The organism is Photobacterium sp. GSS17, assembly GCF_028621875.1.
In the GTDB taxonomy this organism is placed as follows: domain Bacteria; phylum Pseudomonadota; class Gammaproteobacteria; order Enterobacterales; family Vibrionaceae; genus Photobacterium; species Photobacterium ganghwense.
In genome coordinates this window covers 277643-292622 of record NZ_CP117518.1, presented here as the reverse complement: position 1 = coordinate 292622, position 14980 = coordinate 277643, and the positions used below count along the sequence as shown (strand labels likewise).

The 14980-nt window shown below is 46.8% G+C and carries 14 protein-coding genes and 1 pseudogene; 13 read left to right on the top strand and 2 right to left on the bottom strand.

The genetic code is table 11. From position 1 onward, the window contains the following. Positions 1-63: 63 nt before the first annotated feature. The gene (locus PGW97_RS17740; RefSeq protein WP_273860296.1) at positions 64-939 is read right to left on the bottom strand and encodes a MurR/RpiR family transcriptional regulator; all 876 of its coding nucleotides are present in this window, start codon (positions 937-939) and stop codon (positions 64-66) included. A gap of 213 nt (positions 940-1152) precedes the next feature. On the opposite strand from PGW97_RS17740, the gene PGW97_RS17735 reads away from it, so the two are divergent. From PGW97_RS17735 to PGW97_RS17705, 7 genes are all read left to right on the top strand, one after another. Next, positions 1153-2217, top strand: a complete 1065-nt coding sequence (locus tag PGW97_RS17735) for a polyamine ABC transporter substrate-binding protein (protein ID WP_273860295.1) — start codon at positions 1153-1155, stop codon at positions 2215-2217. Positions 2218-2280: 63 nt separating this feature from the next. After that, positions 2281-3405, top strand: a complete 1125-nt coding sequence (locus tag PGW97_RS17730; RefSeq protein ID WP_273860294.1) for an ABC transporter ATP-binding protein — start codon at positions 2281-2283, stop codon at positions 3403-3405. Between the two features lie 104 nt (positions 3406-3509). Further along, positions 3510-4301 (top strand): ABC transporter permease, encoded by a 792-nt coding sequence (locus PGW97_RS17725; RefSeq protein WP_273860293.1) that lies wholly within the window; start codon positions 3510-3512, stop codon positions 4299-4301. A gap of 9 nt (positions 4302-4310) precedes the next feature. Then, entirely contained in the window at positions 4311-4655 is a 345-nt protein-coding gene (locus PGW97_RS17720) for an ABC transporter permease (protein ID WP_273860292.1), read from the top strand. A gap of 9 nt (positions 4656-4664) precedes the next feature. Further along, the gene (locus PGW97_RS17715; RefSeq protein WP_273860291.1) at positions 4665-5144 is read left to right on the top strand and encodes an ABC transporter permease; all 480 of its coding nucleotides are present in this window, start codon (positions 4665-4667) and stop codon (positions 5142-5144) included. Between the two features lie 17 nt (positions 5145-5161). Beyond that, positions 5162-6253: a DmpA family aminopeptidase gene (locus PGW97_RS17710; protein ID WP_273860290.1), complete on the top strand. Its 1092-nt coding sequence runs from the start codon at positions 5162-5164 to the stop codon at positions 6251-6253. Positions 6254-6455: 202 nt separating this feature from the next. Next, positions 6456-6974, top strand: a complete 519-nt coding sequence (locus PGW97_RS17705) for an RNA methyltransferase (RefSeq protein ID WP_273860289.1) — start codon at positions 6456-6458, stop codon at positions 6972-6974. Positions 6975-7391: 417 nt separating this feature from the next. On the opposite strand, the gene PGW97_RS17700 is transcribed toward PGW97_RS17705, so the two are convergent. After that, complete coding sequence (locus PGW97_RS17700; protein ID WP_273860288.1) at positions 7392-8369, bottom strand: sigma-54 interaction domain-containing protein; 978 nt, start codon at positions 8367-8369, stop codon at positions 7392-7394. 228 nt (positions 8370-8597) lie between these two features. Between PGW97_RS17700 and PGW97_RS17695 the strand changes: the two genes are divergently transcribed. From PGW97_RS17695 to PGW97_RS17670, 6 genes and pseudogenes are all read left to right on the top strand, one after another. Beyond that, positions 8598-9173: an RBBP9/YdeN family alpha/beta hydrolase gene (locus PGW97_RS17695; protein WP_273860287.1), complete on the top strand. Its 576-nt coding sequence runs from the start codon at positions 8598-8600 to the stop codon at positions 9171-9173. Positions 9174-9369: 196 nt separating this feature from the next. Continuing rightward, entirely contained in the window at positions 9370-10386 is a 1017-nt protein-coding gene (locus tag PGW97_RS17690; RefSeq protein WP_047884733.1) for a sulfate ABC transporter substrate-binding protein, read from the top strand. After that, positions 10387-11235, top strand: coding sequence for a sulfate ABC transporter permease subunit CysT (gene cysT / locus PGW97_RS17685; RefSeq protein ID WP_273860286.1), 849 nt, complete (start codon positions 10387-10389; stop codon positions 11233-11235). A 41-nt stretch (positions 11236-11276) separates the two neighbouring features. Next, a complete protein-coding gene (gene cysW / locus PGW97_RS17680; protein ID WP_443147150.1) occupies positions 11277-12107 on the top strand; it encodes a sulfate ABC transporter permease subunit CysW in 831 nt (276 codons plus the stop codon). A gap of 3 nt (positions 12108-12110) precedes the next feature. After that, positions 12111-13127 carry a sulfate/molybdate ABC transporter ATP-binding protein gene (locus PGW97_RS17675; protein WP_273860284.1) on the top strand — a complete coding sequence of 339 codons (1017 nt, stop codon included), beginning with the start codon at positions 12111-12113 and terminating at the stop codon, positions 13125-13127. A gap of 713 nt (positions 13128-13840) precedes the next feature. Further along, positions 13841-14973: pseudogene (locus PGW97_RS17670) on the top strand (IS3 family transposase). The last annotated feature ends 7 nt before the right edge of the window (positions 14974-14980 follow it).

Sequence of the window (14980 nt, the reverse complement as noted above, 5' to 3'; positions counted from 1 at the left end):
ACTTCTCCCAGCGTTGGCGCTGGGGGAAGTGCGTTTAGTTATGACGTACTAACTGAGCCTCACTCAGAAGAGGCTCATACTTTTAGAAAGGCTGTGCCAACGTTTGACTCGTTGTTCGCTATGAGGGTTTTGTTGAGCGATTCTGTGCACCAGCATGTTGGCCGCCATCACGATCCCCCAGGTGGATTCCAGAAACAACCCCGCTTTTGACTTGGTATGACAGACATGGGATGTATATTCTTCGGCCCAGTAACAAAACTCGTCGGTGATGATGACAATCTGAATACCACGTTTCTTGGCTTCTTCGCACATCCGCTTTGTCTCTGCGGCGTAAGGGACAATATCCAACACCACCAGAGCATCGTAGCCTGTCCGGTTCTCAGATTGTGTTTCCATCCATAGCCATTCAGCTAACATCCCATCGTGAGCTGAAATAAATTGTACGTTGTCGCGCGCAAAAGAAAGCCTGCGAGTAACGTCTTCAGCCGTCCCTCTGATTGACTGGAAACCCGTCACATATACTTTTTGGGCAGCGCTCACACAACCGACAATGCCATCCCAGGTTTCGGAACCAAAAAACTCATAAAGACGCATTAATGCCTGCATGTCATTCTTCATATGCTCTTGGTAAAAGCTATCAATCGAAACATCGGCATCACTGCTGTACTTTCTCTCTATCAGCTCTTTTTTCACTTCTTCTTTTAAAGACGCAATACCGTGATATCCGGCTTTTTTTAAAAAACGGCTCACGGTTATCTGGCTGACAGCGGCTTTTTCAGCAATCGAAGCGCCGGTTTCAAAACTTATCTGCGCCAGATTGAGCAAAATATATTGTGCCACTCTGGCCTCCGACACCGAGAGCTTTGGGATCAGTGACTTCAGCTTTTGTGCTGTTGCTGACGTGACCGCATCTGGCGGGTTACTAAACGTATGAACCATGACACCTCCTTGTGTTCAGGTGCACCTTCCCGGAACATCATCAGGTTAATGTGCCCCCTATACCGTGCTTATTAATATGTTACATGAATAACATATCATGATATTGAAACAAACATGCCATTGTAAAAGAATTGTTAACGAAATCGAGAGCGATGATTTTGTGAATCAGAAGAGTTTTAAACAGTTTGTTTTGAACACATGGAAGGTGGATACATGAAGGCATTGAATGTTAACAGTTACACCCGCTTTATAAATCGAAAAACATTGGCAACGGCAATAACAATCACGGGAATAGGGATCTCTCAACAAGCAGTTTCTGCTGAAGTACTTAAGCTTTACAACTGGGGGGATTATATCAACCCGGCCGTTCTCGAAACGTTCACAAAACAAACAGGGATCGCCGTCAGTGTTGATGCCTATACGTCAAACGAAGAAATGTTGGCAAAATTGCAAGCAGGGGCAACGGGGTACGACGTTGTTTTTCCTTCCGTGCATATGCAAGACATCATGGCTCAGCTAAATCTGCTGGAGAAAACGGATATCAACCAATACGCCGGATTCTCACATATCGATACCCGCTTCTTAAACGCAAAATCCGATCCCAACGGTGAATACTGCCTGCCGTATGCGTGGGGAACCGTCGGTATTCTTTATAACAAGAAACTGGTTGGTTCTATTAATTCATGGGAAGAGTTCTTTAACCTACCTAAAGACGGCAAGAAAATTGCGATGCTGGATGACATGCGTGAAGTTATCGGCGTTGGGTTGATCGAACATGGCAAGAGCGTGAACTCAACAGATCGTGATGATTTGAAGAAGGCGCAAGAATTCATTATCAAACAAAAACCTTATGTCTCATCATTCACGTATGACAGTGCCCCTCTGGTACAGTCCGGTGATATTGCCGCCGCTCAATGGTATGTCGGGGCGATGCATTACGTAAACCAAACACCGGACGACCTGGGCTATGTGATTCCTAAAGAAGGCGCCACCATGTATCAAGAAAACATGTGCGTGCTTCAATCGGCGCCAAACAAGAGCAATGCGAAAAAGTTCTTAGAGTTCTTCACTCAGCCTGAAATTGCGGCGCTGAATACTCGGCAGCAAATGAACGGCACGGCCAACAAAGATGCGATTGCGCTTCTGCCGGAACACATTCGTGATAACCCAAGCATTAACCCATCACCTGAAGTGCGTGCAAAGCTGCAACTCTTTGCTGATTTAGGCAAAGACATCAAGCTGTATGACCGCGTCTGGACCAAGATCCGCACTCACTAATTGATCGATAAATACGGGCTTACAGCCTAAGCCCGTACTCAACTATTTTAAATGGTGACTTAGATGCCAGATTCTCTATCCGAAGCATACATCCGCATATGCCGTGGTTTCCGTCAGTTTACAACACCGGAAGGCAGTGTAATAAAAGCGCTTGATGGCGTTGATATTTCCATCGCCAAAAAAGAGTTCATCACGCTGTTGGGCCCCTCAGGGTGTGGCAAGACCACACTACTGAAAATCATCGCGGGTTTTGAAAACCTAGACGAAGGAGATGTTTTAATTGATAACGAGTCTATCGTCGCACTCCCTGCTCACAAACGCCCGGTGAACACCGTATTTCAGTCTTACGCGTTATTTCCGCATATGGCCATTGAAGACAATGTCGGCTACGGATTGGATGTCGCTAAAGTTAATAAAGAAGAACGTAACCAGCGCGTAAAAGAAGCGTTGGAAATGGTTGGTCTTAGCGGTACTGAAAAGCGTATCCCTTCCCAGCTTTCAGGCGGTCAGCAACAACGTGTTGCGCTGGCGCGCGCCATTATCAATCGCCCTAAACTTTTGTTACTCGATGAACCGTTATCTGCGTTGGATAAGAACCTGCGTCTGAAGATGCAGCTGGAGCTTAAGCGTTTACAGACCGAACTCGGTATCTGCTTTGTTTTCGTGACACACGATCAAGAAGAAGCCTTGACCATGTCAGACCGTATCGTCGTGCTTAACGGTGGTAAGGTGCAGCAGATGGGGACGCCTGATGAGATCTACCATACCCCGAAAAACAAATTCGTCGCGACATTTATCGGCGAAAGCAATTTGTTTAATGGCAAGGTAATACTGGTGGAAAATCACGTCGCGGTCGTTGACTGCGACGGGATAAAAGTATTCTGCGAGGAGGATAATTACCGTGTTGGCGAGAGCATTGAGTTACTGCTAAGACCGGAGCAATTCTCTCTTAAACCAGCGATGGATCAAGGGCTGACCCATGGTATTGACATGACCGTCGACGAAGTGGTTTTTGTCGGTGCCGACTACCAATTGCATGGCAAATTAGTCAACGGGCAGACGGTCACCGCATTGGCTCGTCGCAGTGACGGTAGTTACCACGTGGGTGATAAAGTGACACTTTATTATCAGGTTAGCGCCCCGCATATCATCAGTCTTGAAAGGAAATCTGAGCGGGAGGTCGCATGAAGCCATCCTCAAAGAGGTTCTCCCGAGAGCAGTTGTCGCTGCTAATCATGTTGTCACCCACCTCGCTATTTCTGGGGGTATTTTTCGTCATCCCGGTACTGATCATGCTGACTTACAGCTTTTTGGCACCGGGATTATATGGCGGTGTTGAAAGGAGTTTTTACCACTGGAACTATGGCCGAATTCTGGGCTGGGCTGACGGTATCGATGAAGAATTCGACATTGTTTATCTGGAGATCTTACTTCGCTCAATCGGCTTAGCTGTTGCAACGGTTATTTGCTCTCTAGTGGTTTGCTACCCTGTTGCGTTCTGGATTAGTCGTTTATCACCTAAGATGAAGTCACTTTTTATCTTATTGATAACACTGCCTTTCTTCTCCAGCATGATCGTCCGCTTGTACGCATGGATCCTGATTCTGCGAGATTCCGGTTTTGCTAACCAATTTTTAGAGTGGACAGGTGTTATCTCCGCACCTTTGAGCATTATGTACTCAGGGACAGCCGTGATCATTGGCATGGTGTACATTTTTGTACCGTTTATGTTCCTGCCTATATACTCAAGTGTTGAGAAGTTAGACACGAGGCTGATTCAGGCATCAGAAGATCTCGGCGCAACGCCGTTTACCACCTTCCGCAAAGTGATATTCCCAATGACATTACCCGGCATTATGGCTGGCAGCGTATTGGTGTTCATTCCGAGCTTAGGCAACTTTGTGATTCCAGAATTGTTTGGCGGCGCCAAGGTTCTGATGATTGGCAATATGGTTGAGCAGCAATTCCTTTACGCGAGAAACTGGCCATTTGGTGCGGCGTTATCGATGATCATCACACTGTTTATGTTGGTGTTATTAAGTGTGTTTTTCTATCGAATTAATCGCTCTCCGGCAAATCAGTAAGGAAATAGTATGCAAGGGAACTCGATGTTGAAACGGATTTTATCGACTTACAGTCTGCTGTTTTTTGTCTTTCTTTATGCGCCAGTCTTGTTGATTGTGGCTTACTCCTTCAACGCTAACCCGGTAAACCTCATGAACTGGGCAGGGGCAAGCTTGGACTGGTACCGAATCATGTTTGGCTTAGAAACCGACATGCAAATGCCGGAAACCTATATTGATTCGACAGGGCAACTACTGAGTGCGTTAAAAAACAGCTTAGTGGTCGCAAGTAGTGCAACCCTCATTTCCACCGTATTAGGCACCATGGTTGCGCTGGCACTGGCGCGGTTCCGCTTCAAGCTGCAACCGTTTTAAAAAATGCTCATGCATGTACCAATGGTGATGCCTGATATCGTTCTGGGCATTGCGCTGCTGATATTTTTCATTGGCTCTGGATTGACTCTTGGTTCAACCACAATCGTCATCGGTCATTGTACGTTCTTGATAAGCTACGTATTTATCGTTGTGAGTTCACGACTGGCTGGGATGGATCCGCTATTAGAAAGCGCTTCTGCCGACCTCGGTGCTAATGAATGGCAAACATTCAAACGCGTGACTCTGCCTTTAATCCTTCCAGGTGTGATTGGCGGCGCTTTACTCAGCTTCATCATCTCGATTGATGACGTGGTGATTACTTACTTTATCAGTGGTACGGATTCGACCACTTTACCTGTGTACATACTCAGCATGATCCGCAAAGGAATTAAACCGGAAATCAATGCCATAGCGACGCTAATGCTGCTGTTCTCATTAGTTATCGCTTATGCGGGTATCTACTTTAAATCTAAGAAAAGCTCAATATAAGGATATGGAGTTGAGATATGACTAAAAAACTCAGAGCTAGAGAGCTAGGCCTCCCGTTTCCTGGCGTGACTGGCGCGAACAACGGAATAACTGACGTACCTGGGGTGCTTGTTGGCTATAAAACCTTGGTCAAACCTAACCCTGACTCGCCGGTACAAACGGGCGTAACGGCTATATTGCCTCGCGGATACTCAAAAACTCCTCAGCCAGTCTGGTCGGGCAGCTATGCATTAAATGGTAACGGCGAAATGACCGGCACCCATTGGATTCAGGATGGTGGCTATTTTTGCGGACCACTGATGATCACCAATACTCACGGTGTCGGGATCACTCACCATGCCACGGTGAAGTGGATGGTGAACCACTACAAAGAGGCGTGGGCGAACAATCATTTATGGGCGATGCCTGTTGTCGCTGAAACTTATGACGGTGTGCTTAATGATATCAACGCCATGCACGTCACCGAGCAAGATGCCGTTGACGCCATCGAAAACGCCGCAGGCGGTGCGATTGCTGAGGGTAACGTCGGTGGCGGAACGGGTATGATCGCTTACGGCTTTAAGGGGGGGACAGGTACGTCTTCCCGTGTGGTCAACGTCGGTGATGATAGCTATACCGTCGCAGCGCTTGTCCAAGCGAATCACGGCATTCGTCCTTGGTTTAATGTGCTTGGCGTTCCTGTCGGGAAATACATGCCAGATGAGATGATGCCAGAAGAGAAAGAGATGGGATCCATTATCGTCATCTTAGCCACTGACGCCCCTATGTTGCCTCACCAACTGAAACGGATGGCGAAACGTGCAGCAATTGGTATCGGCCGAAATGGGTCGCCTGGCGGTAATAACTCGGGCGATATCTTCCTGGCGTTTAGTACGGCGAACGCACAAGATTTGCCTCAGCTATCCGGCAATTACGCATCAATGACGTGTGTGAATGACGAGCTGTTTGACGACTTTTACATGGCAGCAGTTCAGTCGGTAGAAGAATCAGTAATCAATGCGATGGTCGCTGCTGAAGACGTACTGACGTTTAAGCCAGCAGGCTACAACTGCAAAGCCATCGACACGAGCGAATTGGTGAGACACGTAGACCGATTTTTTAGTGTGTAACCTAGCGCTTAATTGACGCTTATTAATTGCAGTTTAGTCAGCAAAGCCGAACCCTTCAGGCTTAATCCGCTCCTTTTAAGAGCCTTTAACTGGAAGCTTCCTAGTTAAAGGCTCTTTTGTCTTTGTGTTAAAAAGAGCGATAATACCGTCACTCGCGAGTTTATGACTCTAACCAAAGAAAACCATAAGTAGCACAACAGCAATGACAACACAGTCAACGGTCATTATTGGACTGTACAACCCGAAAAGCCCAACCAACGTTGGAGCCGTGATGCGAGCCGCAGGCTGTTATGACGCCACACAAGTGCGCTATAACGGCACGCGCTACAACCGCGCAGCAAAATTCCAAACCGATACACAAAAAACGCATGAACGCATTGAGTTAGTTGAGATGGATGATCTCACTGCCGGACTTAATGAGGACGTAGAGATCGTGTGTGTAGAACTGGTTGTCGGTGCCACCGCACTGCCTTCGTTTACCCACCCGGAAAAAGCCATCTATCTGTTTGGCCCCGAAGACGGCTCTTTGCCGCAAGAGGTTGTCGATAAAGCGACGCATGTTGTGTACGTACCGACCAACGGCTGCATGAACCTCGCCGCGACCGTCAATGTTTTATTGTATGACCGCTTAGCTAAAACAGCGGGTATGGTTGATGACCACCAGCAAGTTATCACCAACCGAGACAACAAGAACAGGTTAAAAGTCAGAAACGACGCCTGAAAATACAGTGATGTAGTCGCGACATCGCTATTAGGGGGCAACCATTTCCGCCCCCTTCTGTTTAACACCGATAAGCACCCAAGGGATCACAGAGCTATTTATCTATTTATCTGTTTATCTGTTTATCTGTTTATCTGTTTATCTGTTTATCTGTTTAACTGTTTATCTGTTTATCTGTTTATCTGTTTAACTGTTTAACTGTTTAACTGTTTAACTGTTTAACTGTTTAACTGTTTAACTGTTTAACTGTTTAACTGTTTAACTGTTTAACTGTTTAGCTGTTTAACTGTTTAGCTGTTTAGCTGTTTAGCTGTTTAATGGTATGCCGTTTATTTAAAACCCAAGTGTTTTTATCCCGTTGATAGATACCCTGAATTTAATCAATCACATCAACACCGGAGTTTATGAATAGATTTACTACCGTATCGTTGCCTTATTAATGCCTAACGCCTTAATTTTTGAACGCAGTGTATTTGGGTTAATAGCCAATAATTGTGCGGCACCAAATGGCCCTTCAACACGCCCACGACAATGAACCAACGCTTTCGTTATATGCAGTTTTAATGCTTCATTTAATGTCAGAAATTCCGTTGAAACTTGAGTTCGGCTGTAAACCTGAGGTACAGCGCAAGCGCCACGGTCCAGTGAAGGCAGAGGAAGCACCAACGACTCTTCAATCGCCAGAAAATTCCCCTGCCCCAGTATTGCAGCCCTCTCGACAATAACCTGAAGCTCACGGACATTACCGGGCCAATTGTATTTTTTCAGGTAATTGATTTGCTGCGCCGTGGGTAACGCTAACGGTAAACCGAGCTTTTCTGAGGCTTTTCGGGCAAAGTGTTCGGTTAAATCGGCGATATCTTCTTCTCTTTCCCGCAATGATGGCAACCGAATAGGAAATACATTGATTCGAAACCAGAGATCTTCACGAAACTGCCCCTCTTTAACCGACTCTTCTAAGTTTCGATGCGTTGCAGCCACAATCCTGACATCAACGTCAATCTCCCTCTCGCCACCCACACGAGTCAGCGTGCCTTCCTGAAGTACCCTGAGTAAACGAACTTGCGCTGCTAAGCTCAGCTCACCGATTTCATCTAAAAAAAGTGTCCCGCCAGTGGCTCTTTCAAACCAGCCTTTCTTTTGAGATGCCGCCCCCGTAAAACTGCCTTTTTCATGACCGAATAACTCAGAATCAATTAATTCGGCCGGAATCGCACCGCAGTTAACACGAATAAAACTGCTGTGAACCCTTGCAGAGTGTTGGTGGATATAACGGGCGATAAGCTCTTTACCTGACCCGGTCTCACCCAGTATTAATGCCGTAGAGTCCGTTTGTGCAACTAAATCGACCTCACGGATTGCACGTTTTAGTCCCTTGTCATGGCCGACAATCATGATTTCCCTTTATAACAAAACTCATGGATTTTCAGTTAGATTAAAAGGGATAAATGTTATTTATAAATGATTTTTTATTACTTTATTGAATAAATGGTTATATGAACGCTTTTGAGTTGTAAAATTTTGATTGTATTTCAATACCTTGAAAATACCCCTTGGAGATAATCAATCAATGGCACACATTCTGATAGCTAACAGGCTCAACTCATTATCAGGATACGGCTTATGAAAGGTAAAATTCTTATCGTCCCGGGATATAAAGGAAGCCCTGCAGGCCACTGGCAAACATGGCTTGAAGGGCACTATCCGAATAGTGACAGATTGAAATCAGTGAACGTCAATCAACCTATACTCTCAACCTGGTCCGAAGAAATTGAGCGCTATCTGGTTCAACAAAACGAACCTGTCACTCTCGTGGCCCATAGTTTTGGCTGTCTTGCTGCTGCGCATGTCATTGCAAAACATAAGCGACAGGTGAATGCCGCTTTGCTTGTTGCCCCCGCGTCACCTCACCGTTTCACGGAACAGGGACATATCACTCACGACCCAACATCACCTTCAATTTCAGATAGTCTACCAAGCTCTCCGCTTGGGGTGACAGGGCTGATCATGGCTTCCCAAAACGATCCCTGGCTAGCTTATCCGGATGCCCATGAACTCGCAGTACGGTGGGGAGTGCGATTCCACAACGCTGGTTACGTGGGACATATCAATATTGAATCCGGGCACGGTCCATATCCCAAAATCAAAAGCCTGCTAGATAACCTCATTGCTACTACAGAGACAACAGCAACTAAGTAGAGTCACGCGACTGCGCTCCTTTTTCAGTGAAAAACTACGATATCTCACTGTTTTTTAGTTATAAAAATTTAGCACTTATAGAACCAAACCATTTTTTATATTGTATTTCAACAACTTAAATTTTGGCATATTTCTTGTTTTGTATGTGTGGTGTCGACATTGTCGACACCACATCATTAGAAAAGAAGGAATTGTTATGAAAAAAGTAGTGGGAATTGCTTTACTTGCTGCGTTAACCGGATTTAGCGGGCAACTTTGGGCTGAAACAAAAACACTGTTGAATGTGTCTTACGACCCAACCCGGGAATTTTATCGAGAGTTTAACCAGAGCTTCAGCCAGGATTACAAAGCCAAAACCGGGATAGATGTGCAGATACGCCAGTCTCACGGTGGCTCAGGGAAACAGGCTCGTGCGGTGATTGACGGCCTGAAAGCCGACATCCTGACGCTTGCGCTGGCCTACGACATTAATGCCGTTCAGGAGCGAACAGATTCCTTCTCGCGAAACTGGCAGGCCAAACTACCTCATGCCAGCGCGCCTTACACATCAACGATTGTTTTTCTGGTCCGTAAAGGCAATCCCAAAAACATTCGGGACTGGGATGATTTGATCAAACCCGGCGTCGCCGTAGTTACTCCCAACCCTAAAACATCGGGTGGCGCGCGATGGAACTACCTGGCAGCGTGGGCATACGCTGCAAAACAGTATGCAGGGGATGAAACCAAAATCCGCCAATTTGTCGGTGACCTATACCGACAAGCGCCAGTTCTCGACTCCGGTGCACGGGGGGCGACCAATACATTCGTTCGTAACGGTATTGGGGATGTGCTGCTTACCTGGGAAAACGAAGCTCTGCTGACGACCGAAAAACTGCAAGGTGCCAGTGACTTTGAGATTGTGGTGCCGTCAATCAGTATTCTTGCCCAACCTCCTGTTACCGTTGTCGATAGCAATGCCGAGCAACATGGGGTAGCTAAGGAAGCGCAAGCTTACCTTGAATATCTGTACAGCCCGCAAGCACAAAAGCTCGCAGCGGCACATTTCTACCGTCCGGTTAACCCTCAATATGCTGATAAGCACGATTTAACCCGTTTCCCTGACGTGCATCTCATCACTATCGATGACGAATTTGGAGGTTGGCAAAACGCACAGAAAACACATTTCAGTGATGGTGGGATATTTGATGAAATTTATCAGCCAGGGCAGAAATAAATGAACGGTTTCAAGCAATATTCGGTGATTCCCGGGCTTTCTCTGAGCCTGGGGTACACCCTGTTTTATCTGGGGCTGATTGTTTTACTCCCGATGGCCGCTCTGGTCAGCAAAACCATGACACTCAGCTGGTCACAATTCTGGGACGTGGTCTCTCATCCGCAGGTCGTTGCTTCATATCAGCTGACGTTCGGCACGGCTTTTGTGGCTGCGTTGATCAACCTGTTATTCGGCTCATTAGTCGCATGGGTATTAGTCCGCTACTCCTTCCGCGGGAAACGCATTGTTGATGCGCTGATTGATCTGCCTTTTGCCCTGCCGACCGCTGTCGCGGGCATTGCATTGGTCGCGATTTATGGCCCCAATGGGCCAATCGGTGCGCCTTTACTCCAAGCGGGGATTAAAGTTGCCTACGCACCTTTGGGGATCACGCTGGCATTGATCTTCATCGGTTTTCCCTTTGTGGTTAGAACCGTGCAGCCAATTTTGGAAGATTTTGAGCAGGAGCTGGAAGAAGCCGCGGCCGCATTAGGCGCTAATCGTTGGTATACCGTTCGCCACGTTATTCTTCCTCATTTATTTCCCTCGCTGCTGACTGGCTTTGCCTTAGCCTTCGCCCGCGGAGTGGGTGAATATGGCTCGGTCATTTTTATCGCCGGTAATCTCCCCTTCGTCTCCGAGATTACCCCATTGCTTATCGTCACCAAACTGGAACAGTTCGATTACCCCGGCGCAACAGCTATTGCCTGTGCCATGTTGAGTTTTTCGCTGGTGATGCTGTTTGTCATCAACAGTCTGCAAAGCTGGCTGGAACGACGAGATAAAAAACATCAGGGAGTCATGGCATGACACAGAACACGACTCAATCTCTTATTTCGCCAAGACCGACGATGACGGTGCACCCGTCAGCAACAACCGAACAGAACTGGGTAATAACAACTTTAACGACCATCGCGTTGGTGTTTGTGACCACCACCCTCATTCTGCCCCTTTTGATGGTGATATATGAAGCGTTCCGTTCCGGATGGCATGTCTATCTGGCCTCAATCACAGAACCGGATGCGCTGTCAGCCATCAAACTGACTCTGCTCGTTGCTGCCATTGCAGTGCCTTTAAACCTGATATTTGGTTTAGCTGCTGCTTGGTCGGTAACCAAGTTTGAATTTGTAGGTAAACGTCTGCTGATGACATTGATTGATCTACCATTTTCCGTCAGCCCAGTCATTGCCGGCCTGATCTTTATTCTGCTGTTCGGCAGTGAAGGCTGGTTTGGCGATGCACTAGCAAATGCGGGGATTCAGATTGTGTTTTCTGTTCCTGGTATTGTCCTGGCAACGGTTTTCGTCACTTTCCCGTTTATTGCCCGCGAACTGATCCCATTAATGCAATCACAAGGGACCGATGAGGAAGAGGCCGCCAGAGTATTAGGCGCTTCTGGCTGGCGGATTTTCTACAGCATTACGTTACCCAACATCAAATGGGCCCTGCTTTACGGCGTCATTTTGTGTAACGCACGTGCGATGGGGGATTTCGGTGCGGTTTCTGTCGTTTCCGGCCATATTCGCGGCTTAACAAACACGCTGCCGCTGCATGTTGAAGTGGTCTACAACGAATATCAGTTCACCGCTGCATTTGCCTGTGCCTCCTTACTCGCGTTATTAGCGATCGTCACCCTTGTCATCAAAGAAATTTTGCAAAGAAACCAGCACCGGGAGAAGTAATTTATGAGCATTCAAGTTTCAGGACTGTACAAACATTTTGGTCAATTCACCGCATTGAACAACGTCAGCATCGAGTTTCCCAGTGGCGGGCTGGTGGCATTGCTTGGCCCTTCCGGTTGTGGCAAAACCAGTTTATTAAGAGTAATCGCCGGTCTGGAACGTCCCGATGCTGGCACCATTACTATCCATAAGCGTGACGTTTCCGGGTTGGACATTCGACAGCGCCAGGTTGGGTTTGTGTTTCAACATTATGCGCTGTTCCGACATATGACCATTTTTGAAAATGTTGCCTTCGGTCTGCGCGCCAAACCCAAAGCGACCCGCCCTGATGAAACAACCATCAGGCAAAAAGTCAACCGACTGCTCGAACTTGTGCAGCTGGAATGGTTAGCCGATCGCTATCCTGCACAGCTATCTGGTGGTCAGCGTCAGCGCGTGGCATTGGCAAGGGCACTGGCGATTGAGCCGCAAGTATTACTGCTGGATGAGCCTTTTGGTGCTCTGGATGCCAAAGTGCGTAAGGAATTACGCAGGTGGTTGCGCCAACTGCATGATGAGCTGCACATTACCAGCCTGTTCGTTACCCACGATCAGGAAGAAGCACTGGAGGTCGCCGATCACATTGTGGTGATGAACAAAGGACAAATAGAGCAAATTGGTACGCCGGAAGAAATTTATCATGCACCAAAAACAGAATTTGTGTACCAGTTTGTAGGTTCATCAAACCGTATTTATGCCGCTGACCGGGGATACACCTTCACCAGAAACGAAAACGCCTTGAATAAGCTGTACTGCCGGCCACACGACTTTAACGTACATACCAAACCTCAAGAACATGGGATGCCGGTCAACGTCGTTCGTAAACTTCCGTTAGGTAACATCATACGTTTAGAAACATACAGTCAGGCCCCACAACAATTGGTGGAGGTGGAACTGGCCAGCCACGACCCAATCATCAACTTGATTCAACCGGCTGATGAAGTGTGGCTGGTACCCAAAAAAGTATCGCAATTTGCCTGATGTCATTTGGTATTGGCCGCGACGCACCCTGCGCGCGGCTAAACCGTCGGGCAATCTGGAAGCTCTCTCATTTTAATGAAACTCAAAAACGCCACTATTGGCTTTCATTCAAAATGATTTAAAAATTAACAATCGTTCACACAAAATCCCTCAAGAATCCATGACCTTAAGGTTGGTTCACACTGACATTAGAAAAAATCAATACTTCGTGAAACTCCCTTAATGCTTCTGTTGATGAACGGTTCGCGTTTCAGCAAGAAGGGAATGGTTAGTTTTACTCATATTTAGCTGATAACTAGTCGAGTGAATGGCTAACGGTGTTTACTGAGCCAATCATTTTCCACATGAAAACAACACACAGTGGACACCATTCTGGTCACAAGTTGGCCACAGCGCAAATTTGCAGTCATTACCAGCATAACGCTAGATACGCCAAAACACGCCATTAAGCGCATTAATTTCAAGTAGATATGTGAAGTTTACTTAGAGAAGAAACTTGGAGCGGGCAGCGGGAATCGAACCCGCTGAACAGTGAATTTTACACCTTAGAGTTCAATACTTCATCTAATGATATCAATACAATAGAAACCACCAGTTTGTCAGACGTCGTCTGACATGGCCTAGAAAAAGAACGTATTTTTACCTGACCTGCTCCCCGCTTTCTAATCCAACTAAAACTTAGTAATGTTCATCTTATAAGAAGGAAGGTGAATATGAAGAAGCGATTCAACGAACAGCAGATCATTGCCATTCTCAAGAAAGCGGAAGCGGGTCTGCCCGTCAAAGAATTATGCCGCAAGCACAATATTTCCGATGCCACATTCTACCTATGGCATAAAAAGTACGCGGGCATGGATGTTTCCGATGCCCGTCGTTTGAAAGCATTGGAAGATGAGAATGCCAAGCTCAAGAAGCTCTTGGCGGAATCCATGCTTGATGTTGATGCTTTAAAAGCGGCTCCTAACCAAAAGTATTGACCGTCGGAGACAAGCGCAAGGCTGTGCATGCAATGCAGGAAGTTACCACGATTTCGGAGCGCAAAGCCTGTCTGCTCGTCGGTATAAATCGCGCATCGATGAGATACCAACTTCAATCTAAAAAGAGTGATATGGAGCTGTCGGCTCGTATACAAGAACTGGCACTAGAGAAAAAAAAGTTCGGATATCGCCGTATTCACCATCTTCTTCGGCGGGAAGGGACACAGAGGTTAACCATAAGCGTGTTTACCGGTTATCCGAGAGGCTGGACTGACCGCTTGTAAACGGAAGCGAAGGAAATCATTATGTGTCGGGCGAGAGCCACTTTTACTTCCCTCACTGCCCAACCATACCTGGTCAATGGACTTCGTTATGGATGCACTCAGTACTGGTCGTAGGATAAAGTGCCTCACTATCGTTGACGACTTAACAAGAGTGCCTGGATATTACTGTTGCATCAGGAATTTGTGGAGATGAGGTGGTCGCCATACTTGAGGCTATTGCTGTTTTCCGTGGTTATCCTGAGGCTGTTCGAACAGATCAGGGGCCTGAGTTTACGGGTAAAGCCCTCGACCAATGGGCTTATGATCATGGTGTCATTCTGAAGCTGATACAAGCTGGTAAGCCAACCCAGAATGCTTATATCGAAAGCTTTAACGGCAAGCAAGTTCAGGGACGAGTGTTTAAACGAGCATCTGTTCAGAGACTTGAGCCATGCTCGTAAACTGATCAGTGACTGGCGCATTGACTACAATGAAAGTCGCCCGCACTCATCAATTGGATACCTAAGTCCCTCTGAATTTGCAGTACTGACACGTTCAGGGCTAAACAGTAACGTAACTGGCATTACTAAAGAAGTGTTGGATTAATTATTGG